Below are 23,326 nucleotides of genomic sequence, written 5' to 3'. Positions count from 1 at the left end.
CCCATTCACGTCCCGAGAGGACCGTGTGATGACCGCACCGACCGCTCCCGCCTCCGGGCGCCAGGAAGCCAACCCCTGGTTGGTCCTCGCCACGCTCTGCCTGGGCTTCTTCATGATCCTGCTCGATACGACGATCGTGAACATCGCGATCCCGGACATGAGCACGAGCCTCGACGCGTCGCTCGACCAGATCCTCTGGATCGTCAACGCGTACGTGCTGGTCTACGCGGTCCTGCTGATCACCGCCGGCCGGCTGGGCGACTTGTTCGGGCCCAAGCGGCTGTTCGTCCTCGGGCTCGTGGTGTTCACCGTGGCGTCGGCCGCCTGCGGCCTGGCCAGCACGCCCGAGCAGCTGATCCTGTTCCGCGTGGTGCAGGGCGTCGGCGGCGCGCTGCTCACGCCGCAGACACTGTCCACGATCACCGTGCTCTTCCCGCCCGACAAGCGGGGCGTCGCGTTCGGCGTGTGGGGCTCGGTGGCCGGCATCGCCACGGTCGCGGGTCCGACGCTCGGCGGCTACCTGGTCACCGACTTCGGCTGGGAATGGATCTTCTTCGTCAACGTCCCGGTCGGCATCCTGACCGTGGTGCTCGCGCTGATCGTGATGCCGGACCTACGGCTCAACCGGCGCCACCGGCTCGACTGGACAGGCACCGCGCTCGCCACCGTCGGGTTGTTCCTGCTGGTCTACGGCCTGATCGAGGGCGAGCCGCACGATTGGGGCCGGGTCTGGGGTCCGATCACGATCACCGAGGTGATCGGCGCCGGTGTGCTGGTGCTCGCGGTCTTCCTGGTCCACCAGTACGTCACGCGCGCCGGCGAGCCGCTCGTGCCGTTCACCATCTTCAAGGACCGCAACTTCGCGGTGATGAGCTGGATCAGCGCGGCGATCTCGTTCGGCATGCTCGGGCTGTTCCTACCACTGGTCATCTACCTGCAGTCGGTGCTCGGGCTGACCGCGTTGCAGGCCGGGCTCGCGATCGCGCCGGCGTCGCTGATGTCGATGGTGATCGCGCCGTTCGCCGGTCGGCTGGCCGATCGCGCGATCGGCCGGTGGGTGCTGACCATCGGGCTGACGCTGTGGTGCGCGGGCATGGCGACGGTGGTCGCGCTGGCCGAGGTGGGCACCGGGCAGTGGGGGCTGCTACCCGGGCTGCTGATCGCGGGCGCCGGGCTCGGGTTCGTGTTCGCTCCACTGCAGACGATCGCGATGCGCAACGTGCCACCGCGGCAGGCGGGCGCGGCGTCCGGGCTGATCAACACCACGCGGCAACTCGGCGCGGTGATCGGTTCGGCGGCGGTGGGCGCGCTGCTGCAGGCGCAGCTCACGGTCAAGCTCACGGCGGCGGCGCGGGCAAACTCGGCCGACCTGCCACCGGAGGTCCGGCAGCCGTTCGTCGACGCGGTCGCCGGCGCGACGGGCGACAGCCTGCACATCGGCACGGGCCAGTCAGGCGCGGCGCTACCGGCGGGCGTGCCCGAGCAATATCGCCAGGCGCTGACCGAGATCGCGACCCGCACGTTCCACGAGGGCTTCACGTCGGCGATGAAGGCGACGCTCCTCCTACCCTTGGCCGTCCTGGCGATCGCGGCGGTGAGCTGCCTGCTCGTCCGCAACCGCCCAGCGACGGCCGAGCCACCCACGGACCCCCACCCGGCCGAGGCACCGGCCCAGGCCTGACCTCGCCCCGGGACGGACGCCGCTCGCCGGCGCACGGACCGCGCACGGCGGAGCGAGCCGCCGTCAGGCGGGTGCCGGTGCCTTGAGCGCTTTCTCGAAGCAGCGGCTGTAAGGATTGGTGACGTACTCGCCGTAGGTAGGGATCGGGCGGTAGCCCGCCTTGCGGTACAGGCCCAGCGCCGCCGGCAGGTAGCTGCCCGTCTCCAGCCGGGCGACCGTGAAGCCGTCCGCGGCCGCCCGGTCCTCGAGCACCGCGAGCATCGCCCGGCCGAAGCCGTCGCCGCGCCGGTCCGGTCGCACGTACATGCGCTTGATCTCGACCGCCGACCCGTCGAGCGCCTGCAGCGCACCGCACGCGACGACCTCGTCGTCGACCAGCAGCACCAGGTAGCGGATGTCGTCGTGCAACGGGAAGGACCCGTCGATCGCCTCGCTCGCCGCCTCGGCCGCGCGCAGCTCAGCCTGTTGGGCGGCGACCAGCGCGACCAGGTCGGGCTCGTCGCCCAGCCGGTTCTCCACTCTCACCGGCCGAACCTAACGAGGTCCCGTTTCGCGCCTGTTACGACTCGTCGTCGAAGTCGGTGCCGTACTCCGGCAGGTCAGGGGTCGGCTGGCGGCGCGCCTTGCGGGCCGCGAGCCGCTCCGAGGCCCGGGCCCGGGTCGGCCGTTCGGTGATCCGCGCGTCGGTGCCGCGCAGGCCGGCGGTCGGGTCGATGCCCGCACCGAGGGTCGGCTCCCAGTCGAACTCGCGGTCGCCGATCCGTACCAGGCTGCCCTGCACCGCGCCGGCCTTGGCGAGCTGGTCCTCGACCCCGAGCCGGTTGAGCCGGTCGGAGAGGTAGCCGACCGCCTCGTCGTTGTCGAAGTTCGTCTGCCGGACCCAACGCTCCGGCTGCGAGCCCTTCACCACGAACGCCTCGTCGACCTCGTCGAACTCGACGGTGAAGCCCGCGTCGTCGACCGCGCGCGGCCGCAGGATGATCCGCGTCGCCTCGGCCTCGGGCGCCGTGGCCCGCTTCGACGCGACCAGCTCGGCCATCGCGTAGGTCAGCTCGCGCAGCCCCTCCCGGGTCGCCGCGCTGACCTCATACACCTGGAAGCCGCGCTCCTCGAGATCCGGCCGGACGATCTCGGCGAGGTCCCGCCCGTCCGGCACGTCGATCTTGTTGATGGCGACGAGCCGCGGCCGGTCCTCGAGACCGCCGTACGCGGCCAGCTCCGCCTCGATCGCGTCGATGTCGGAGACCGGGTCGCGCCCGGGCTCCATCGTGGCCGCGTCGACGACGTGCACCAGCACGGCGGTGCGCTCGATGTGCCGGAGGAACTCGAGCCCGAGCCCCTTGCCGGTCGCCGCGCCCGGGATCAGCCCCGGCACGTCGGCGATCGTGAACGTGTGGTCGTCGAGCCGCACGACACCGAGGTTCGGCACCAGCGTCGTGAACGGGTAGTCGGCGATCTTCGGCTTCGCGGCGGAGAGCACCGAGATCAGCGACGACTTGCCGGCCGACGGGAAACCGACGAGCCCGACGTCGGCGACGCTCTTCAGCTCGAGCACGACGTCGAGCCGCTCCCCCGGCTCACCCAGCTCCGCGAAGCCGGGGGCCTTGCGGCGCGAGTTGGCCAGCGAGGCGTTGCCCCGGCCACCGCGGCCGCCGCGGGCCACCTCGATGGTCGTACCCGCGCCGACCAGGTCGGCCAGCACCTCGCCGTCGGTGGTCAGCACCACGGTGCCGTCCGGCACGCGCAGGACCAGGTCGCCGCCCGTGGCGCCGTCGCGGTTGGAGCCCGCGCCGCCCGCGCCGTTCGAGGCCTTCACGTGCGGCCGGAAGTGGAAGTCGAGCAGCGTGTGCACCTGCGGGTCGACGGTGAACGACACGCTGCCGCCGTGCCCGCCGTTGCCGCCGTCGGGCCCGCCGAGCGGCTTGAACTTCTCGCGATGGATCGACACGCAGCCGTGCCCGCCGTCGCCGGCCCGCAGATGCAGGACGACCCGGTCAACGAACGTAGCCACGGACCCTCATTTCATCGATCTATCCGCTCGGGCCCGCCGTGGGCGCGACCGTCGCTCCCGCCAGACATCAGGTCCGCGGTTGTCAATTGTGCCGCGTGCCGCGGCACAACCCGAAAACGCGAAACGGGCCGGGACACTGTGGTCCACGGCCCGCTTCGACGAGTTGCTGGTGTGGGTTAACCCCGCCTCAGGCGCTCGGCACGATGTTGACGGTCTTGCGACCGCGCTTGGTGCCGAACTGGACCGCGCCCGCGGCCAGCGCGAACAGCGTGTCGTCGCCGCCACGGCCGACCAGGTCACCCGGGTGGAACTTGGTGCCGCGCTGGCGGATCAGGATCTCGCCGGCGCTGACCACCTGGCCACCGAACCGCTTCACGCCCAGGCGCTGAGCCGCGGAGTCGCGACCGTTGCGCGAGCTGGACGCACCCTTTTTGTGAGCCATCGCCTACGCCCTACTTCCCGCTGGAGATGCCGGTGACCTTGACCTGGGTCAGCTTCTGTCGGTGACCCTGGCGCTTGTGGTAGCCGGTCTTGTTCTTGAACTTGTGGATCCGGATCTTGGGGCCCTTGGTGTGCGCGGCGATCTCGCCGGACACCGAGACCTTGGCAAGCTGCGCCGAGTCGGTCACCAGGTCGTCACCGTCAACGAGGAGCACCGCGGCGAGCGTTACCGCGTCGCCGGGCTCGCCGACGAGCTTCTCGACCTCGATCACGTCACCCTCGGCGACCTTGTACTGCTTGCCGCCGGTCTTGACGATCGCGTACATGGGACGCGGACTCCTGTCGTAGCGTGGCGGTGGCCGTTCGACGTCGGCCACAACACCTGAGTGCGAAAGCACGATCGGCGGGCACACGTGAACGCGGCGCACGGGAGTGCGCCACAGGCAAGCGTACGGCATACCCGACCGGCGCCCCAAACCAGGCCCCGAACGAGCAGCCCACGAGCCGACACCGCAAGCCGGCACGCTGGCCACTTCCCACGATAACCACGGACAACAGCCACCCCACCCCGCCAACGAGGTGGTGGGGCTCACGGCGGGGTGAGGTCGCGCCGGATGCGGCGCCGGGATGGCGGCGCCCGCCGGGATCGAGGCCGGGGTCGGTGCGACGGGCGAGCCTCAGGGTCAGACGGCGCCGATCGGGGTCGGGTGCGGGCGGGTCTCGGCGATGCGGAGCGCCTCGACCAGCTTGCGGTAGAGCGCGTCACCGGCCAGCAGCTCCGCGTGCGTCCCGCGGGCCCGGATGCGGCCCTCGTCCAGCACCACGATCGTGTCCGCGTCCAGGACCGTCGACAGGCGGTGGGCGATCGTCACCACCGCGCCGGACGACGCGCGCTCCCGGATGCAGTCGTGCAGCGCCGCCTCCGTCAGGCCGTCGACCTGGGCGGTGGCCTCGTCGAGGAGCAGCACGTCCGGCGTACGCAGGATCGCCCGGGCCAGCGCGATCCGCTGCCGCTGCCCGCCGCTGACCTCGTTCTCGGTCAGCGACGTGTCCAGCCCCTCCGCGAGCGAGTCGATCTTGTCGTCCAGCCGTACCGCCCGGAGCACCGCCAGCACCTCCGCCTCCGTGGCGTCCGGGTGCGTGAACAGCAGGTTGTCGCGGATCGTGCCGGGCACGACGGGGGTCTCCTGCTCCACGTACGCCAGCCGCGAGCGCACCTCGTCGTGCGTGAACGACCCGTACGGCCGCCCGTCGAGCAGCACCTCCCCGCTCTCCGGCTCCAGGAACCGCAGGATCAGCGAGAACAGCGTGGTCTTCCCCGCACCCGACGGCCCGACGATCGCCGTATGGCCGCGCCGGGGCACGATCAGGTCGATCCCCCGTACCGCCGGCTCGGTCCCTGGCGCATAACGGGCGGTCACCGAGCGGAACTCCAGAACCGGCGCGTCGACCGAGCCCGGAACAGCAGCCGACGCGCCCGGCGACCGCGGCTCGACCTCCATCGCCGCCACCTGCTGGATCCGGGCGGCGGCGGCCATGCCCGCCTGCAGGTTGGTGACGTTCTCGGTGAGCTCGCTGATCGGGCCCATGAGCTGGAACGCGTACAGCAGGAACGCGATGAGGCTCGAGATCTCGATCAACCCGCGATCGGCCCGCCAGGCGCCGAGGCCGAGGATCACGATGATCGCGAGCTGGATGCCGGTCCAGGAGATCGTCCAGACGGTCGCCGTGCGCCGCGCGGCCCGGATGCCATGCCTGGCGGAGTCGCGGGCGTCGGCGACGATCCGGTCGGTCTGCCGCACCTCGGCCCGGCTCGCCTTGACCGTCCGGATGGCCCGCAGCGTGCCCTCGAGCGCCCCGCCGAGCCGGCCCACCGACTCCTGCGCGGCCTCCTGCGCCTTCGCGATCGCCGGCATCAGCGTGATCATGATCGCGCCCACCACCACGACCGAGGCCAGCGTCAGCCCGAGCAGGACGATGTCGAGCACGCCCATCAGCACCAGCGTGGCCACCAGCGCGAGCGAGCTGTTGAGCAGGCCGACGAGGCTGGCCGAGGCACTGTGCAGCAGGCCGGCGTCGGACGTCACCCGGGTGACCAGCTCGCCGGTCGGCCGGCCGGTGATCTCCCGGACCCGGGCGGCGAAGTACTGCCTGATCATCGAGACCCGGGCGTCGAGCACCACCTTCTCGGCGACGGTGCCCATGATCACCCACTGCCACATGGAGATGGCCGCGCCGACCACGACGAGCGCGAGCAGCACCCCGACGGGCCGCCAGAGCGGCGCGTGGTCCTGGCCCAGCGTGTCGATCACCCACTTGGTGACCAGCGGCGTCGCCAGCCCGACCGCGCTGGCGAGCAGGCCGAGCAGGAACCCGGCGACCAGCACCCGCCGGTGCGGCGCGACGAACGAGACGAGCGTGCGAAGCCGCGCGAACCGCGGAGGCGGGACGGTCATGCGCTCTAGTGGAACGCGGATGTTCCACAAGAGTCAAGTGAGAATCCGAATTGAGACTGCTAACCTCAGCCTGTGCAGGTACATGAACGTGGTGCGCGGGCCCGCACCAGGCAGGCGATCCTGTCCGCCGCGATCGACGTGCTCGGGCAGAACCCCGGCGCCGCCCTGGGTGAGATCGCCACGGCCGCCGACGTGGGCCGCACGACCCTGCACCGCTACTTCCCGGAGCGCTCCGACCTGATGCGGGCCGTCGCCGCCGAGGGCAGCGCCCGACTCGACCACGCCACCGCCAGCGCGCGCCTCGACGAGGGCACGGGCTGCGCGGCGCTGCTCCGCCTCTGCCGCGAGTACTTCGACCTCGGCAGCCTCCTTTCCCTGATCTTCACGGACCCGGACTGCCTCAGCGAGTCGACCCCGATCGTCGACGACGGCTGCGATGACCGCTTCAGCGCGATGATCGACCGCGGCCACCGCGACGGCACGATCGACCCGGGCCTGCCCGCGCCGTGGCTGTCCAGCCTGATGTGGTCACAGCTCTACGCGGGCTGGGCCTACGTCACGCAACACGGCGCGTCCCGCCACGAGGTCCTCAACCTGCTGGTCCGCACGGTCGACGGCGCGGTCACCCCGCGCACGAGCGTCTAGGAGCCGATCCGGTCCCGGGTCCGCCGGGGGCACGACCGTCGCTCCCGCCGGACACCGCTACGCTGCGCTCCGCTGCCAGGTCCGCGGCGACACGGTCAAGACCGGTCAGTTCGGGCAGAGCGTGTCGAGGCGATCCTGGATGGCGCCGAGGGTGGCGTCGTCGATGGTCTCGACGTTCGAGGTCATGGTGTCGACCTGCCCGGCGAGCTGCGACAACGTGGTCTTGAGTTGACCGTCGGTCGCGGCCGTGGAGGCCTTGCGCAGGTCGGCGGCCCAGGTGTCCAGGGTGGCACCGAGCTTCTTCTCGGCCGCGGCCTCGGCCGTCTTGTCGTTCTTGCCCTGCGCCTCCAGCACCGCGGTGAGCTGCTGCACGAACCCGGTCGTGCCGCTCTCCGTGGCCTTGCGCGCGTCGGCGCAGACCTGCGTGGCGTTGCCGCCGGCCTTCGCCGTCGGCGCCGGGCCGAGCGTGATGTTCGGCGCCGGCGTGCCGCCCGGCACCGCCGCGCTCCCGGACGGCGCCGCCGAGGGCGCGGCACTCCCCGACGCACTGGCCCCCGGCGCGGCGCTGCCGTCACCACGACCCTCCACATCGCCGGAACACCCGGCGACGGCGACCAGAGCGACGGACACGACGAGCACGGCAAACTGACGACGCAGACGCATCGGGATGGTCCTCCGGGGGTGGCGGCGGGACGATGCCGCGACCCTAACGCGCATTCACGAACACCGCGACACTGCCCGCCACCGCACGCACGCCACCGCGTCGCGACGAAGGCGGGGCCAACGGCATCCCGCCCAACAACGCGAGGCGCGGCCCGGCCTGCCCCTCGCGCGGACGGCCACGCACGCCGCGACCCCCAGCGGTCGGGGCCCGGCACATCCCCACCACGCACGACACTGCCCGGTCACCGAGTGGTGGCCGGGCAGTGGTCGAGCGTCGGAAACTACGGGCGGGTGCGGCGGCGGGCGCCGCCCCGGCGGCCTCGGCGGCGGGATGTGCTGGCCTCGGCCAGGTCGCCGTCCTCGTCGTCGTCGCCGGCCGCGTCCGGGTCGTCGGTGCCGGCCAGGCGGCCGTTCGACGCCGGCGCGACGTCGGGCGCCTCCACCTCGTCGACCGGGTCCAGCACGACGTCGTCGTAGCGGGACAGGTCGTACCCCATGGTGTCGTCCTCGTCGGCGACCACCGTCGGCTCGATCGTGTCCGGCGCGCTCTGCGGCGCGGCCGCCGCCTTGCGCCCACGGCGCCGCGACGAGGACGTCGTGGCCGGCGCGGACGCCACCGCCTTGACCTTCTCAGCGCCGGAACCCGAACCGTTGGCGCCATGACTGTGCGACTGCGACTGCCCGCCACCCTTCACCGGCACCGGCTCGGTGTGGATGATCAGGCCGCGGCCCTTGCAGACCTCGCAGTTCTCCGAGAACGCCTCCAGCAGCCCGGCCCCGATCCGCTTCCGGGTCATCTGCACCAGACCCAGCGAGGTGATCTCGGTGACCTGGTGCTTGGTGCGATCCCGGCCCAGGCACTCGGTCAGCCGCCGGAGCACCAGCTCGCGGTTGCTCTCCAGCACCATGTCGATGAAGTCGATGACCACGATGCCGCCGAGGTCCCGCAGGCGGAGCTGGCGGACGATCTCCTCCGCCGCCTCCAGGTTGTTGCGGGTGACGGTCTCCTCGAGGTTGCCGCCGGCGCCCGTGTACTTACCCGTGTTGACGTCGACCACCGTCATCGCCTCGGTGCGGTCGATCACCAGGTGGCCGCCCGAGGGCAGGAACACCTTGCGGTCGAGGCCCTTGAGGATCTGCTCGTCGATCCGCTTCTCGGCGAACAGGTCGACGGTCGACGTGTGCCGGTGCAGGCGGGGCACCAGGTCAGGAGAGACATGACCGAGGTACGAGTCGACCATCTCGTACGCCTCGTCGCCCTGCACGACGATCTCGCGGAAGTCCTCGTTGAACAGGTCGCGGACGACCCGGATCAGCAGGTCGGGCTCCTCGTAGAGGAGCGCCGGCGCGCCACCGGCCGCCGCCTTCTCCTGGATGTCGTCCCACTGCGCCTGCAGGCGCTTGACGTCGCGCTCGAGCTCGTCCTCCGACGCGCCCTCGGCCGCGGTCCGGACGATCACGCCGGCGCCCTCGGGCACCAGCTTCTTCAGCACGTCGCGGAGCCGCTTGCGCTCGGTGTCGGGCAGCTTGCGGCTGATGCCGGACGCGTTGCCGCCCGGCACGTAGACGAGGTGCCGGCCGGAGAGCGCGATGTGACTGGTCAGCCGGGCGCCCTTGTGGCCGATCGGGTCCTTGGTGACCTGCACCAGCACCGAGTCGCCGGAGCGCAGCGCCTGCTCGATCGAGCGGGCCCGGCCCTCCAGGCCGGAGGCGTCCCAGTTGACCTCGCCGGCGTAGAGCACCGCGTTGCGGCCCCGGCCGACGTCGACGAACGCCGCCTCCATCGAGGGCAGCACGTTCTGCACCTTGCCGAGGTAGACGTTGCCGGCCATCGCGCCGGACGACGCCCGGGTCACGTAGTGCTCGACCAGCACGCCGTCTTCCAGGACCGCGATCTGGGTACGGTCGCCCCGCTGCCGGACCACCATCACCCGGTCGACGGCCTCGCGGCGGGCCAGGAACTCCGACTCGCTCAGGATCGGCGGCCGGGTGCGGCGCTGCTCGCGGCCGTCCCGCCGGCGCTGGCGCTTGGCCTCGAGCCGGGTCGAGCCGGAGACGCCCTGCACCTCGTCGGAGGTGCTGCGCGGCTCGCGGATCCGGACCACGGTGTGCACGCCGTCGTCGGCGCCCGTGTCGGCGTCGCCCTTGCGGCGCCGCCGGCGGCGCCGGCGGGTGACACCGTCGCCGTCCTCCTCGTCGTCGTCGGCGGTGGCCGCCGCGGGCTCCTCGACCTCGTCGGCGTCGTCGGCCGGGCCCTTGCCGCGACCGCGGCCGCGGCGGCCCCGGCGGCGGCGTCGGCGGCCGCTCTCGTCATCGTCGTCGTCGGCGTCGTCGTCGCCCTCGGCGTCCGCGGTGGGCTCGTCCTCGTCGACCGCCTCGACCTCGACCGGTGCGGCTTCCTCGCCGGTACGCCGCCCGCGCCGGCGCCGCCGGCCGGTGGTCTCGCCGGCGTCACTCTCGGAGTCGACCTCAGCGGCGGAAGCGGCCGGAGCAGCCGCGGCCGCCGGAGCCTCGACGGGCTCGGCGGGCGCGTCGACGGCCGCGGTGCCCCGGGTACGCCGGGTGCGCCGGACCGGTGCCGGTGCCGGCTCCTCGTCGGGCTCGGGCGCCATGAACAGCAGGGTCGCGGCCCGGCGCCGGGTGGGCGCGGGCTCCTCGACCTCGAGCGGCTCGGTGGTGGCCTCCTCGGCCTCCTCGTCGTCGACGGGCTCACCGGGCTCCCCGACCGCCTGGCTTTCCACCAGCGCGGGATCGGTCTCCGCGGTGGGTGCGGCGCCGGGCTCGACGTCGCCGACGCCGGCGATCGGCTCGGCGGCCGGGTCGGCCGACTCCGTGGCGATGACCCGTCGGGTGGACCGCCGGCGCCCGGGCGCGGGCTCGACGTCGCCGAGGCCAGCGGCCGGCTCGGCGGCGGGGTCGTCGGACTCCGCGGCGACCACGGCGTCGACGGCGCGACCCGCCGGGGCGGCGTCCTCGGTGGCGGCCTTGCGGCGCCGGGTCCGCTTCACCGGCGCGTCGTTCGTACCCTCTGCCGGGGACTCGCCCTCGGTGTCGGCTTTGGCGGTAGTTGTCGCCTTGCGTCGGCGCCTGGTCGTCGCCGGCGCCTCCTCGTCAGCGTCAGGGGCCGGCGCGGCCGCGGCGGCGGTCGACTTGCGGGCCCGGGTGCGCTTGACGGGTGTCGCGGGTGCCTCGGTCTGCGCGGCGGGCTCGTTGCCCTGGTCCTCGCCGCCCGTCGGCTCGTTCTCGAGCATGGACGTTCTCCAGTTCTGACAACCCCGGGCGCGGGTGAGCGCTGCCACGCAGGGTCGCCGCAAAGTGTTTCCGGCCGCGCCCGCCGCGCGAAGCGGCGGGCAGACCGAAGTCTGGCGGGCTAAACGCCGATCGCGTCGCCGCGGTCAGCGTTCACCGACGACAGCCCCGTCGTGGCCCGCCTCCAACGGATCCACGATCGCCCCCTGCGCGGTCAGCCGGCCCTGTGCCAGCCGGGTCGCGCGAGGCGGGACCGGCGGCTCCAGGTCGGCCACCACACGGAGGCCGGCAAGGACGTCATCGGGTCGCACGGACGGGGTGACCTGCCGCACGACTACGTCGAGTATCGCACACGGCTCGCCCGACCCCCCGGAAGCTGCCGGACCGGAATTGATCACCTCGATGGAGACCACGGCGGCCCTGGTGTCGAAGCTGCGGCGGCCCTGCTTCGTCTGCCGCTCGACCATGACTTCGGACGAATCCCGAAATTTCGTGACCGCGTCGGAAACCGCCGTATCCGTCAGCCCCGGCAGTTCCAGCCGCCAGCGCGACGCGTCGATCCGGTCGGCCAGCGACTCACCGCTCGCCACCGCCGCGTCCAGCACGTCCAGCCCGGGCGAGAGCGCTTCGTCCAGCGCGCTGCGCACCCAGTCGGGCTCGACCTCGGCCTGCAACCCGATCTCCAGGTATTCGGCCTCGCTGGCGGTGCCGGTCGGCGCCGCGCTGGCGTACGAGATCTTGGGGTGCGGGGTGAAGCCCTGCGAGAACGCGATGGGCACCCCGGCACGGCGAACCGCCCGCTCGAAGGCGCGCGCGAAGTCACGGTGTGAGGTGAACCGCAGCGGCCCGCGCTTGGCGTACCGGATCCGGATGCGCTGGACGACGGGCGCCTGCCCACCCTCCGGCTGTGGCTTCCTGCTGATCGCTGTGCTCCTCGCGTGTGCGGACCGTTCGCAACCATCCTCCCACCTACTACCGTCACGCCATGACGGACGTCGGCCCCAAGGCACGCATCGCGGGTGTTTTCGATCGCGCCGCACCCACGTACGAGCAGACCGGCGTGGAGTTCTTCGGCCCGCCGGGGCGCGCGCTGGTCGCCCACGCCGGCATCGCCACGGGCGAGCGCGTGCTCGATCTCGGCTGTGGCCGGGGCAACGTCCTCTTCCCCGCCGCGGCCGCGGTCGGCCCCACCGGCACGGTGATCGGCGTCGACTTCGCCCCGACGATGCGCCAACTCACGGCCGAGGCCGCGAAAGACCTGCCCTGGGTACGCGTGACCAGCGGCGACGCCGAGTTCCCCGCCTTCCGGCCCGGCTCGTTCGACGTGGTCACCGGCGGCTTCATGGTCTTCCTGATGAGCGACCCGGCCGCCGCCGTGGCCCGCTGGGCCCACCTGCTGCGCCCGGGCGGCCGGCTGGCCGTGAGCACGTTCGCCGAGTCGACGGCCGCCGGCCAGGCGTTCTACGCCGACCGCAACGCCGCCCTCGCGCCGTTCCAACTGCCCGACCCGGAGCAGGGCCTCGAGTCCAAGGAGGTCGGGGCCGCGCAGCCGGCGTGGGTCACGGGCCTGTTCGACGGCGCCTACCTGACCGACGTGACGACGGCGGAGTTGACCGTCCGCTCGGAGTTCCCGTCCGCCGACGCGTACTGGACCTGGTGGCTCTCGCTCGGGTCCCGCCGCCTGCTCGAGCGGGTGCCCGCGCGCCGGGAGGAGGCGGCCCGCGCGGCGATCACCGCGGTGCTCGACAAGCACCTCCGCCGGCCGGGCGGCGGCTACCGGGCGGAGACGCCCATGCGGCTCACGGTCGCCCGCCGGCCGGGGTGAACACCGAGTCGAGGTAGTCGTCCAGGCTGCGCAGCGCGACCTCGGCCGGGTAGGTGTCGGTGAGCAGGTAGAGCGCCAGGCCCTCGACCAGCGCGAGCAGGGTCGTCGCGGCGGGCTCCGGCATCAGCGTGGCGAAGAAGTCGCGCAGGCCGGCCGAGCCTCGCCGCTGCACCTCGGCGACGTGGGGACGGGTGGCCGCGTACGCGAAGAAGGCCAGCCCGACCTTGCCGTCGGCGCGCCGGGCGTCGTCGAGCGGCAGGAGTTGGGTGACCATCGTCCGGATCAGGTCGCGCGGCGCCGGGTCGGGGCCCAGCGCGCTGACCGCCGCCTCCATCCGCTCGGCGATGTGGCCGCTGACCACGTCGAGCGCGAACAGCATCATCTCGTCCTTGGTGCCGAAGTAGTGCTGCACCAGGCCCGTGGTCGCGCCGGCCTCGGCGGCAACGTGGCGCAGGCTCACCGCCTCCAGCCCGCGTTGCGCCGCGACCCGCATCAGCGCGTCGGCGATCAGCGTCCGCCGCTCGGTGGGGTCGACCCGTTTCGGCATGCGGCCATGCTTTCACATTGCGGTCGTATTGACCCTGAGCCGGGCCGCTGGCTTGCCTACGGCAGGCGCAGCCGCACCTCTCGAGCGCCGTCGACGACGTACCGCGACGCCTCGACGTAGCCCTGCCGCTCCGCGAAGCGCAAGCCGTCGACGTTGGCCGCGAGCACGAGGGTCTCGATCGCGACGGGGTCCAGCGCCCGGGCGAACGCCAGGGCCCGCGAGTGGATCAGCGCACCGAAGCCGCGCCCCCGGTGCTCGGGCAGCACCCGCGCGATCACGACCGCGACGCCGTCCGCGTCCGGGGGCCGCACGGTCGAGTTGCCGACCGCGACGGCGCCCAGGTACGCGAGCTCCAGGCGGTTCCGCTCGGCCCGTTCGCGCACGTCGGCGAGCGAGAGCGGGAAGGGCGGCACGACCGTGTTGTGGACACGGCGCCAGTCCTCGAGACCGGCGTCGTCGACCGGCGTGACGAACCGAAGCTCAGCCATTCCCGCTGCCGACCGGCGTCAGCGGCAGCAGCTTGCGGCCCGTCGGGCCGATCTGGATCTCGGTGTCCATGGACGGGCAGACGCCGCAGTCGAAGCACGGGGTCCACCGGCAGTCGTCCTGCTCGAACTCGCTCATCGAGTCCTGCCAGTCCTGCCAGAGCCAGTCCTTGTCGAGCCCGGAGTCGAGGTGGTCCCAGGGCAGCACCTCGAGCTCGTCGCGCTCGCGGGTGGTGAACCAGTCGAGGTCGACCCCGAAGGTCGGCAGCTCGGCCGCGGCGGCGTCGACCCAGCGCTGGTAGGAGAAGTGCTCGCTCCACCCGTCGAACCGGCCGCCGTCCTCCCACACCTTGCGGATCACGGCGCCGACCCGGCGGTCGCCGCGGGAGAGCAGGCCTTCGATCAGCGACGGTTGGCCGTCGTGGTAGCGGTAGCCGATCGCCCGGCCCAGCGACCGGTCGCTGTTGATCGCCTGCTTGAGCAGCTTGAGCCGGTTGTCGATCACCTCGGGCGTCGACATCGAGGCCCACTGGAACGGCGTGTGCGGCTTGGGCACGAACCCGCCGATGGAGACCGTGCAGCGGATGTCCTTGGACCCGGTGGCCGCGCGACCGGCCTTGATCACCTCGTGCGCGAGGCGGGCGATCTGCAGCACGTCCTCGTCGGTCTCGGTGGGCAGGCCGCACATGAAGTAGAGCTTCACCTGGCGCCAGCCGTTGGTGTAGGCGGTGACCACGGTGCGGATGAGGTCCTCCTCGGACACCATCTTGTTGATCACCTTGCGGATCCGCTCGGAGCCGCCCTCGGGCGCGAACGTCAGGCCCGTCCGCCGGCCGTTGCGGGACAGCTCCTGGGCGAGCTCGATGTTGAACGCGTCGACCCGCGTCGACGGCAGCGAGAGCGAGACGTTGGTGCCCTCATACTGCTCGGCCAGGCCGGAGCAGATGTCACCGATCTCGGAGTGGTCGGCGCTGGACAGCGAGAGCAGGCCGACCTCGGAGAAGCCGGAGAACTCCAGGCCCTCCTTGACCATCTGGCCGACCGTGGTGATCGACCGCTCGCGGACCGGCCGGGTGATCATGCCCGCCTGGCAGAACCGGCAGCCGCGCGTGCAGCCCCGGAAGATCTCGACGGCGTACCGCTCGTGCACGGTCTCGGCCAGGGGCACGATGGGCTTCTTCGGGTACGGCCACTGGTCGAGGTCCATCGTCGTGCGCTTGTGCACCCGGAACGGCACGCCCGCCCGGTTGGGCACGACCCGCTGGATCCGGCCGTCGGGCAGGTAGTCGACGTCGTAGAAGCGCGGCACGTACACGCTCTCGGTCTTGGCCAGCCGCAGCAGCAGCTCGTCGCGACCGCCCGGGGAGCCCTCTTCCTTCCAGGCCCGGACCAGCGCGGTGACCTCGAGGACCGCCTCCTCGCCGTCGCCCAGCACGGCCGCGTCGAGGAAGTCGGCGATCGGCTCGGGGTTGAACGCGGCGTGGCCGCCGGCCAGCACGATCGGGTCCTCGTCGGTGCGGTCCTTCGCCAGCAGCGGGATGCCGGCCAGGTCGAGCGCCGTGAGCATGTTGGTGTAGCCGAGCTCGGTCGCGAACGAGAGCCCGAGCAGGTCGAACGCCCGGACGGGGCGGTGCGCGTCGACGGTGAACTGCGGCACGCCGTGCTCGCGCATCAGGGCCTCGAGATCGGGCCAGACGGCGTACGTGCGCTCGGCCAGCACGTCGGGCTGCTCGTTGAGCACCTCGTAGAGGATCTGCACGCCCTGGTTGGGCAGGCCCACCTCGTAGGCGTCGGGGTACATCAGGGCCCAGCGCACGGTGGTGGTCTCCCACTCCTTGCGCACCCCGCCCAGCTCGCCGCCGACGTACTGGATCGGCTTGCTGACCAGCGGCAGCAGCTGCTCGAGCCGCGGCCACACGGTTGCGACGGTCATCGACCCCTCCTTCAATCCCAACCAACCAGGGTACGCGGCGCGTGGCCGCGGCCTTCCGCGCGTACACCGGCCGAGTTGAACGAGTTCAAGATCGGCGTACCATCGATGCCGTGAGCAGCCTCAGCGTTGCCGACCGGCTGTCGGCCTGGCGATACGCGTTCGCCACCACCAACCCGCCCGCCCAGGGCGTCGTCGACCCGGTCACCCGCTGGCTGGTCGTGACCCGCGCCGGCGTACTCCCGATGACCTTCGTTTCGGGTTTGATCGCCGTTCTGCTGGCTGCCGTGGCCGTCGTGTCCGTCGACTGGCTCAACATCGTGCTGGCCGTCGTCGGCATCGTCGTGGCGCACCTGGCCAACAACCTGATGAACGACCTCACCGACACCGACGTCGGCAACGACACGGCCGACTACCCGCGGGCGCTGTACGCGCCGCACCCGATCCTCGCCGGGCTGGTCACCCGCCGGCAGCTCGTCGTGGGCATCCTGCTCTGTCAGGTGATCGACCTGGCCATCATGATCACGCTGATCGTCCGGCAGGACTGGTGGATCGCGGCGTTCGCGCTCGGCGGGCTGTTCCTCTCCTGGGCCTACACCGCGCCGCCCCTGCGGCTCAAGAAGATCGGCCTCGGCGAGGCGGACGTGCTGGTCACCTGGGGTCCGCTGATGGTCGGCGGGGTCTACTACGCCGGCACCGGCACGCTGCCCTGGGCGGTCGTGGTCACGGCGCTCGTCTACGCGCTGCTGCCGACCACGGTGCTGATGGGCAAGCACATCGACAAGCTGCCGTACGACGGCCGGAGCGGGACCCGCACGCTGCCGGTGGTGCTCGGCGAACCGCTCGCCAAGGCGGCCACCGTCGGCATGATGGTCCTCTACTACGTGGGCGTGGTGGTCCTGGTGTCGCTGGGTGAGCTGCCCTGGCCGGCTCTGCTCACGCTCGGCGGCCTGCCCACCCTGGTCTGGGTGTGGCGGCGGTTCCGCGAGCCGAAGCCCGTGGACCCACCGCCGAACAACCCGGTCTGGCCACTGTGGTGGGCACCGCTGGCGTTCATCCACACCCGCCGGGCCGGCGCGCTGCTGATCCTCGGTCTGGCGGCCTGGGCGGTGTGGGTGGCGGTTCGCTAGTGGTAAGGAACGGTCCGTTGTTAACGCTATGCGTTAACAACGGACCGTTCCTTACGGGCGCGGGCCGAGGAGGTCCCACTTGTTGCCGGCGACGTCCTCGAACACCACGACGCTGCCGTAGGGCTCGTGGCGCGGCTCGCCGTGGAAGGTCACGCCGGCCTCGCGCATCCGCTCGTACGCCGCCGCGAAGTCGTCGACCCGCAGGAAGAAGCCGACCCGCCCGGCGAGCTGGTTGCCGACTGTCTTCGCCTGCTCGTCGCCGTCGGCCCGGGCGAGCAGGAGCCCGGTCGCGGCACCCGGCGGGCGCACCACCACCCAGCGCTTGGGCCGGCCGTCGTTGGTGGTCGACGGACTGTCCTCGACCAGGTCGAAACCGAGCGCGTCGACGAAGAACCCGATCGCCTCGTCGTAGTCGTCGACGACCAGCGCCGCAAGTTCGATGTGCATGGGGCGGAAGACTAGCTCTCTTCGTCTAACCTCGGGTCGGGCCGGCTGTGGGAGGAGCGCTTCGCGATGGCGGAAGAGGAACGGGAGCGCCAGGGCGGCGTGACCGAGCCGGTGACGCCGGTGGAGCCGGGGCCGAAGTGGAGCGGCGCCGCGCCCGTGCCGCCGCCCGGGCCCAAGCGCAAGCGCTGGCTCGAGGACGAGACGCGCTTCCCGCCACCGCCGCCACCGCCCGCGCAGCCCCGCGACCCCACGCTCGACCTGCCGACGGGGCGGCGGTTCGGCGACGACGACACCCCCGTCGACCCGTGGGCCGACGTCGACCCGCTGCCGTCGTACCCGATGGACGTGGCCTATCCCCCGACGCGGCAGGAACCGGCCGTGCCGCCCCCGGCACCTGCGTCGCCACCTTCTCCCCCGCCGTTGCCGGCGCCGGTCACGAAGCGCAAGGAGCGCACGGCCAAGCGGCCCGAGCCGGCCGGTCCGCCGCCGGGCTGGCGCCCACCGCCCGGCTACGTCGCCGTCCCGGTGCGCCGGCGCCGCCGCTGGCCCTGGTTCGCGCTGCTCTCGCTGCTCTGCTGCTGCGGCTGCCCGGCCTGGTTCGGCGAGCCGTTCTACTCCCAGTTCCCGGCGGACGCGGCGGTGCCGACCACGGTCGCCGGCCTGACGCTGCGCGACGACCCGCAGAGCCAGCGAGCCGCCAACGAGTTGAAGGCGGAAGTGTCCAAGTCGTACTGGTTCGTCGGCGGTTCCCCCTTCGCGGGCCTCTTCGTCGACGGCGACGGCAAGCGCACCACCGTCTTCGGCACGACCGGCCTGCACGTCTCCCCCGACAGCGACGTGACCAACGAGATCGGCCGGGTGACGCCCACCTACAACCTGCGCGACGTGCGGACGATGGCCGACACCGAGCGCGGCGAGAGCCGGCGCTGCGGCGTCGGCACCGACAAGGGCACCGAGGTCGTGGTCTGCTCGTGGGCCGACCACGGCAGCCTCGGCACCGGCGTCTTCACCCGGCTCGACGTCGACGACAGCAACGCGCTGCTGAGTCAGCTTCGCGACACGATCGTGACGCGCAAGGCGGACGGTTGAATCATCCGTAAGAGGGGCACAATGATCGGATGATCCGCCGGTGGTTGTTCGCCGACCAGTTGGGGCCGCACTTCCTCGACGCGCCCCGCCAACCCGTGCTGCTGATCGAGTCGAAGGCCGTTTTCCGCCGTCGCGCGTTCCACCGGCAGAAGGCCCACCTCGTGCTCTCCGCTCTGCGGCACCGCGCGGCCGAACTCGGCGACCAAGCGATCTTCCTGCGTACCGACACCTACGGCGAGGCACTACGCAAGGTCAGCGGCGAACCACTCGACGTATGCCATCCGACCTCTCGCCGGGCCCGCGAGTTCGTCCAGTCGCTCGACGGGGTGACGATGCTGCCGCCGCGCGGCTTCGCCACCCCGCCCGCCGAGTTCGTCGCCTGGGCCGACGAACGGCACGGCCGGCTGCGGATGGAGGACTTCTACCGCGACGCCCGGCGCCGCCACGACGTGCTGATGGACGGTGACGCGCCCGCGGGCGGCAAGTGGAACCTCGACACCGAGAACCGCCAGCCACCGCCCGCGTCGGGCGTCGAGGTGCCGGACCCGCCGATGCCGGTCGAGGACGAGATCGACGAGGGCGTACGCGCGGACCTGGACCGCTGGGAACGCGAGGGCATCCGGTTCGTCGGCAACGACGGCCCGCGGGTGTTCCCGGCGACCCGCCGCGAGGCGCTGGCCCGACTACGCCACTTCGTCGCGCACCGACTACCGGCGTTCGGCCCGTACGAGGACGCGATGCTCTCCGGCGACCCGTGGATGGCGCACAGCCTGCTCTCGGCGCCGATGAACCTCGGTTTGATCGACCCGCTGGACGCGGTGCACCGGGCGGAGGCGGCGTACCGTTCCGGCGCCGCCCCACTGTCCTCGGTGGAGGGTTTCGTCCGGCAACTGATCGGCTGGCGCGACTACATCTGGCACCTCTACTGGTACTTCGACGCCGACTACGGCGGCGCGAACGGCCTGCGCGCGACCCGCCGGGTCCCCGCCTGGTTCAGCGCGCTGGACGCGGACGCCGTCGAGGCGCACTGCCTGTCGGACGTGCTGGCCGGCGTCCGCGACCGCGGCTGGGTGCACCACATCCCGCGCCTGATGGTGCTCGGCAACTACGCGCTGCAGCGCGGCTGGCGCCCGGCCGACCTGGTGGACTGGTTCCACCGCTCGTTCGTCGACGGCTACGAGTGGGTGATGACGGCCAACGTCGTCGGGATGAGCCAGTACGCGGACCTGGGTGCGATGACCACGAAGCCGTACGCGGCCGGCGGCGCCTACATCAACCGGATGAGCGACTACTGCCGCGGTTGCCGCTACGACCCCCGCTCGCGCCTGGGCGTCAACGCGTGCCCGTACACGGCGGGTTACTGGGCTTTTCTCGATCGCAACCGCGGCCGCCTGCGCGGCAACGCGCGCCTGGGGCAGGCGATGCGGCAGTTGGACCGGATCGACGACCTGCCCGCGGTCCGCGCCCAGGAACGCTCGCGGGGTGACGAGGCGCCGTGAGCGCTCCCGCGTCCTATGTGGTCACGGGCGGCGCGGCCGGTGTGGGCCGGGCGATCGCGTCGCGGTTGCTGGCCGCCGACGCGGCGACGGTGGTGGTCCTCGACCTGGCCCCGGTGACCTGGTCACATCCGCGGCTGCTGGCGGTGACGGGCGACGCGTCCGACGAGGCGGCGGCGTCGGCGGCGGCGGACCAAGCGGAGGCGGCGGCACCGCTGGCGGGTTGGGTCAACAACGCGGCCGTCTTCCGTGACCTGTCGCTGGACACCGCCCCGGGGCCGGAGGTGGTCTCGCTGATCGCGGCGAACCTGGCGCCGGCGGTGGTGGGCTCGTCGGTGGCGGTCCGCCGCTTCCTGGCGGCGGGCAACGGCGGCGCGATCGTCAACGTCTCGTCGCACCAGGCGCAACGCGCGGTCCGCGGCGCCCTCCCCTACGCGACGGCGAAGGCGGCGGTCGAGGGCCTGACCCGGGCGTTGGCAGTGGACTACGGGGGGTCAGGCATCCGCGCGAACGCGGTGGCGCTGGGTTCGATCTCGACGGAACGCTACGCGGACTACCTGGCGGGCCTGTCTCCGGTGATGGCGACCCAGGTGGCCGCGCAGATGGCGGACCTGCACCCGCTCGGCCGGGTGGGGCGCGCGGAGGAGGTGGCGGAAGCGGTGGCGTTCCTTCTCTCTCCCGCCGCCAGCCTGATCACGGGCGCGGTGTTACCGGTCGACGGCGGCCGCGCGGCGCAGGGGCAGGATCCGGAGTCGCGCTGAGGCAGCGTACGACGAGGAAGGGCGGCAGGTCCGCGCGCCGCGGCAGGCGTTGGCCGGGCCGCGGTTCGGCGACGACCTCGATCACGAAGCACTCGGCGATCAGGGCCAGAGGTATGGCATCCGACCGTCCGCCGGCTTGTCCCATCGTCGGCGTCGGCCCACCGGCTGAGCTGTCGTGCAGCGTTGCCGCGACTTCGAGCGACGAGTCGCCAGGGTCGATCTCCACGGCGGTCGCTCCACAATGCACCGCCCCGACGGCGCCCCGCTAGGTGCGGCCGACGTACGGCGCGCGCCCGGCTCGACGGAGGGTCGGGCCGGGCGCGCGTCGACGGGGCTACGCCACGAAGCGGGCGCGGCGGCGGCGGCCGATCACGAAGACCGCGGCGCCGACGAGCAGCAGGGCTCCCCCGGCGCCGGCGAGGATCGCCGTGTTGGCACCGGTCACGGGCAGACCGCCGCCTTCGCCGCCCGGAGCGGCCGGGCTGCCCGAGGTCACCGGGCTCGGGCCCGCGGTCGGCGTGGTGGTGGGGGTGGCGCTCGGGTTCGGTGACGGCGTGGCCGCGCAGTCACGCGCCCGTGCGGCCCACATGTCCTCGTTCAGGTAAGCCAGGAGGGCGTCGATCGTCTCCGCGTCGAGCGCCTTCTGCGCGGCCGCGCGCACGTTGGTGCCGGCGCCCGTCATCGTCTGGTTGACCCGGAGCCGCAGGTCGATGAACCACGTGTTCTGCAGGTCCGTCTTGAGGAAGGCGCGCAGGTCATCCGCGGGTCCGTTCAGCCCACCCTGGAGCGCGGTGGACAGCCCGGACAACTGGTCGTTGGTCGCCGCGAAGAGGATCTGGTTGGCCAGCAGGCGAACCTGCGCCGTGTTGGCGGTGTCCAGGTCGATCTTGACGAGCTCGCGCATGTCCTTGTAGATCTTGCGCTCGACCGTCTGACAGGACTCGTTGAGGCCGGGCCGTTGCGTCTGAGCCGCCGCCGGTGCCGCCGGAACCATAAAGGCCAGCGCCACCAGAACGCCGGCAGCGATCTTCCATCGCATGTGGGTCTTTCCTCCCCGTTGAAGATCAAAGCATGGAGATATTACCGGCGGCGGCCAAAGAAGCAAGAAGATCCTCCACTATGGACAACACCCGCACCGCCGCCATGCTGGACATTGCCAGAGATCGATGTATTGTGGGAACGCTCCCACACCCGTTCCCCCACCTCCGCATCGAGGAGCTGAAAGATGTCGCGACGGCGTTACCGCCTGGCCACGCTGTTGGCCTTCGTTCTGGCCCTGTCCGCGCTCCTGCTGCCCTCCGCGTCCGTGGCCGGCCCGACCGCGGCCGGCGCGGCCCACACCCGCGCCGTGCCACTGACGCAGCTGACCGTCGTATCCGAGCAGGTCGCTTTCGGTCTGCAGCGGCCGATCGCGATCACCTCGCTGCCCGACGGCCGGATGCTGATCGCGGAGAAGCACGGCACCGTGCGCGCCTACCATCCCGACACCGGCCTCGCGGCCGAGCCGGTGCTGGACCTGTCCGCGCGCGTCGACACGTCCGACAACGAGCGCGGCCTGCTCGGCATCACGCCCGCGCCCACCTTCGCGCGGACCGGGATGCTCTACGTCGCCTACACCAGCCTGCCGGCCGGCACGTTGACCCTGGCGCGGGTGCCCCTCGGCGCTCCCGGGCGGTTGCAGGTGCTGCTCACCCAGGCGCACGCCGAGTACGGCAACCACAACGGCGGTCAGGTGGCGTTCGGTCGCGACGGCTACCTCTACTGGTCCCTCGGCGACGGCGGCCACGCGAACGACCCGTTCAAGGCCGGGCAGGACCTCGGCACGCTGCTGGGCAAGATCGTGCGGATCAACGTCAACCGCACCTGCGGCGCGAAGCCCTACTGCGTACCCTCCGACAACCCGTTCGTCCGCACGCCCGGCGCACGACCGGAGATCTGGCTCTACGGGCTGCGCAACCCGTGGCGGTTCTCCGTCGACCCGCTCGACGGCTCGCTCTGGATCGGCGACGTCGGCCAGGGCCTGGTCGAGGAGATCAACCACATCCGCCCGTGGCAGGGCGGGGCGAACCTCGGCTGGTCCTGCCGTGAGGGCACCCCGGTGTTCGACCCGCAGCAGTGCCGGGCGGGCGGAAGATACACCGACCCGGTCTTCGAGTACGACCATTACAACGACAACTGCTCCGTGACCGGCGGCGTGGTGTACCGCGGCTCCCGTACCCCCGAGGCATGGGGCACCTACATCGCGGCCGACTACTGCTCGACCCGGGTGTTCGCGGTGCGCCCCCGGCCGGCGGGCGGCTACGAGTCCGCGACGATCGGCTACTTCCCCACCCAGCCGACCGCGATCGCCACGGACGTGCAGGGCGAGCTGTACACGCTCAGCGACCTGCCGGGCTGGCTCAACCGCGTCCGCATCGAACGGGTCCAGCCGACCCCGGGCGGCGCGTCGGCGCACCGCTGACCCGGCCGC

The 23,326-nt window shown here is 72.3% G+C and carries 21 protein-coding genes; 8 read left to right on the top strand and 13 right to left on the bottom strand.

The genetic code is table 11. The features are described from left to right. Positions 1 to 28 precede the first annotated feature (28 nt). Positions 29 to 1,681: a DHA2 family efflux MFS transporter permease subunit gene (locus Asi02nite_RS08730; RefSeq protein ID WP_203711673.1), complete on the top strand. Its 1,653-nt coding sequence runs from the start codon at positions 29 to 31 to the stop codon at positions 1,679 to 1,681. A gap of 63 nt (positions 1,682 to 1,744) precedes the next feature. Here Asi02nite_RS08730 and Asi02nite_RS08725 read toward each other — a convergent pair whose 3' ends face one another. From Asi02nite_RS08725 to Asi02nite_RS08705, 5 genes are all read right to left on the bottom strand, one after another. After that, the gene (locus Asi02nite_RS08725; protein ID WP_203711672.1) at positions 1,745 to 2,206 is read right to left on the bottom strand and encodes a GNAT family N-acetyltransferase; all 462 of its coding nucleotides are present in this window, start codon (positions 2,204 to 2,206) and stop codon (positions 1,745 to 1,747) included. A 34-nt stretch (positions 2,207 to 2,240) separates the two neighbouring features. Beyond that, complete coding sequence (gene obgE / locus Asi02nite_RS08720; RefSeq protein ID WP_203711671.1) at positions 2,241 to 3,692, bottom strand: GTPase ObgE; 1,452 nt, start codon at positions 3,690 to 3,692, stop codon at positions 2,241 to 2,243. A 187-nt stretch (positions 3,693 to 3,879) separates the two neighbouring features. Then, on the bottom strand, positions 3,880 to 4,134 hold the full coding sequence (rpmA, locus tag Asi02nite_RS08715; RefSeq protein WP_203711670.1) for a 50S ribosomal protein L27: 255 nt from the start codon (positions 4,132 to 4,134) through the stop codon (positions 3,880 to 3,882). Between the two features lie 10 nt (positions 4,135 to 4,144). Next, positions 4,145 to 4,459 (bottom strand): 50S ribosomal protein L21, encoded by a 315-nt coding sequence (gene rplU / locus Asi02nite_RS08710; RefSeq protein WP_203711669.1) that lies wholly within the window; start codon positions 4,457 to 4,459, stop codon positions 4,145 to 4,147. A gap of 357 nt (positions 4,460 to 4,816) precedes the next feature. After that, a complete protein-coding gene (locus Asi02nite_RS08705; protein WP_203711668.1) occupies positions 4,817 to 6,589 on the bottom strand; it encodes an ABC transporter ATP-binding protein in 1,773 nt (590 codons plus the stop codon). A 72-nt stretch (positions 6,590 to 6,661) separates the two neighbouring features. On the opposite strand from Asi02nite_RS08705, the gene Asi02nite_RS08700 reads away from it, so the two are divergent. Continuing rightward, entirely contained in the window at positions 6,662 to 7,234 is a 573-nt protein-coding gene (locus Asi02nite_RS08700; protein WP_203711667.1) for a TetR/AcrR family transcriptional regulator, read from the top strand. Between the two features lie 105 nt (positions 7,235 to 7,339). On the opposite strand, the gene Asi02nite_RS08695 is transcribed toward Asi02nite_RS08700, so the two are convergent. From Asi02nite_RS08695 to Asi02nite_RS08685, 3 genes are all read right to left on the bottom strand, one after another. Beyond that, positions 7,340 to 7,897: a hypothetical protein gene (locus tag Asi02nite_RS08695; protein WP_203711666.1), complete on the bottom strand. Its 558-nt coding sequence runs from the start codon at positions 7,895 to 7,897 to the stop codon at positions 7,340 to 7,342. Between the two features lie 281 nt (positions 7,898 to 8,178). Beyond that, on the bottom strand, positions 8,179 to 11,148 hold the full coding sequence (locus Asi02nite_RS08690; protein WP_203711665.1) for an Rne/Rng family ribonuclease: 2,970 nt from the start codon (positions 11,146 to 11,148) through the stop codon (positions 8,179 to 8,181). A 144-nt stretch (positions 11,149 to 11,292) separates the two neighbouring features. Next, on the bottom strand, positions 11,293 to 12,012 hold the full coding sequence (locus tag Asi02nite_RS08685) for a TIGR03936 family radical SAM-associated protein (RefSeq protein ID WP_275410296.1): 720 nt from the start codon (positions 12,010 to 12,012) through the stop codon (positions 11,293 to 11,295). Between the two features lie 119 nt (positions 12,013 to 12,131). On the opposite strand from Asi02nite_RS08685, the gene Asi02nite_RS08680 reads away from it, so the two are divergent. After that, the gene (locus Asi02nite_RS08680) at positions 12,132 to 12,971 is read left to right on the top strand and encodes a class I SAM-dependent methyltransferase (protein ID WP_203711664.1); all 840 of its coding nucleotides are present in this window, start codon (positions 12,132 to 12,134) and stop codon (positions 12,969 to 12,971) included. Here the strand turns inward: Asi02nite_RS08680 and Asi02nite_RS08675 are convergent. Genes Asi02nite_RS08675 through Asi02nite_RS08665 form a run of 3 tightly spaced genes read right to left on the bottom strand, consistent with a single transcriptional unit; the run spans position 12,946 to position 15,936 of the window. Further along, positions 12,946 to 13,518, bottom strand: coding sequence for a TetR/AcrR family transcriptional regulator (locus tag Asi02nite_RS08675; protein WP_203711663.1), 573 nt, complete (start codon positions 13,516 to 13,518; stop codon positions 12,946 to 12,948). The genes Asi02nite_RS08680 and Asi02nite_RS08675 overlap by 26 nt on opposite strands. Before the next feature lie 56 nt (positions 13,519 to 13,574). Further along, a complete protein-coding gene (locus tag Asi02nite_RS08670) occupies positions 13,575 to 14,006 on the bottom strand; it encodes a GNAT family N-acetyltransferase (RefSeq protein WP_203711662.1) in 432 nt (143 codons plus the stop codon). Next, complete coding sequence (locus tag Asi02nite_RS08665) at positions 13,999 to 15,936, bottom strand: TIGR03960 family B12-binding radical SAM protein (RefSeq protein ID WP_203711661.1); 1,938 nt, start codon at positions 15,934 to 15,936, stop codon at positions 13,999 to 14,001. Before Asi02nite_RS08665 ends, Asi02nite_RS08670 begins: the two co-directional genes overlap by 8 nt. A gap of 110 nt (positions 15,937 to 16,046) precedes the next feature. On the opposite strand from Asi02nite_RS08665, the gene Asi02nite_RS08660 reads away from it, so the two are divergent. After that, positions 16,047 to 17,063 (top strand): prenyltransferase, encoded by a 1,017-nt coding sequence (locus tag Asi02nite_RS08660; protein ID WP_203711660.1) that lies wholly within the window; start codon positions 16,047 to 16,049, stop codon positions 17,061 to 17,063. Positions 17,064 to 17,114: 51 nt separating this feature from the next. Here Asi02nite_RS08660 and Asi02nite_RS08655 read toward each other — a convergent pair whose 3' ends face one another. Further along, positions 17,115 to 17,510, bottom strand: coding sequence for a VOC family protein (locus Asi02nite_RS08655; RefSeq protein WP_203711659.1), 396 nt, complete (start codon positions 17,508 to 17,510; stop codon positions 17,115 to 17,117). Between the two features lie 66 nt (positions 17,511 to 17,576). Between Asi02nite_RS08655 and Asi02nite_RS08650 the strand changes: the two genes are divergently transcribed. The 3 genes from Asi02nite_RS08650 to Asi02nite_RS08640 are packed head-to-tail and all read left to right on the top strand — an operon-like array spanning position 17,577 to position 20,856. Then, positions 17,577 to 18,599, top strand: coding sequence for a hypothetical protein (locus tag Asi02nite_RS08650; RefSeq protein WP_203711658.1), 1,023 nt, complete (start codon positions 17,577 to 17,579; stop codon positions 18,597 to 18,599). A gap of 29 nt (positions 18,600 to 18,628) precedes the next feature. After that, positions 18,629 to 20,098 carry a cryptochrome/photolyase family protein gene (locus tag Asi02nite_RS08645; protein WP_203711657.1) on the top strand — a complete coding sequence of 490 codons (1,470 nt, stop codon included), beginning with the start codon at positions 18,629 to 18,631 and terminating at the stop codon, positions 20,096 to 20,098. After that, a complete protein-coding gene (locus Asi02nite_RS08640) occupies positions 20,095 to 20,856 on the top strand; it encodes an SDR family NAD(P)-dependent oxidoreductase (protein WP_203711656.1) in 762 nt (253 codons plus the stop codon). The genes Asi02nite_RS08645 and Asi02nite_RS08640 overlap by 4 nt, the downstream gene beginning before the upstream one ends. Before the next feature lie 334 nt (positions 20,857 to 21,190). On the opposite strand, the gene Asi02nite_RS08635 is transcribed toward Asi02nite_RS08640, so the two are convergent. Further along, the gene (locus Asi02nite_RS08635; protein ID WP_203711655.1) at positions 21,191 to 21,895 is read right to left on the bottom strand and encodes an LPXTG cell wall anchor domain-containing protein; all 705 of its coding nucleotides are present in this window, start codon (positions 21,893 to 21,895) and stop codon (positions 21,191 to 21,193) included. Positions 21,896 to 22,081: 186 nt separating this feature from the next. Here Asi02nite_RS08635 and Asi02nite_RS08630 point away from each other — a divergent pair, with 186 nt between their 5' ends. Beyond that, on the top strand, positions 22,082 to 23,317 hold the full coding sequence (locus Asi02nite_RS08630) for a PQQ-dependent sugar dehydrogenase (protein WP_203711654.1): 1,236 nt from the start codon (positions 22,082 to 22,084) through the stop codon (positions 23,315 to 23,317). Positions 23,318 to 23,326 lie beyond the last annotated feature (9 nt).

Source organism: Asanoa siamensis, assembly GCF_016862555.1.
GTDB lineage: Bacteria > Actinomycetota > Actinomycetes > Mycobacteriales > Micromonosporaceae > Asanoa > Asanoa siamensis.
Note: the sequence above shows the minus strand (reverse complement) of the source record. Positions and strands in the feature narration are given on the sequence as shown.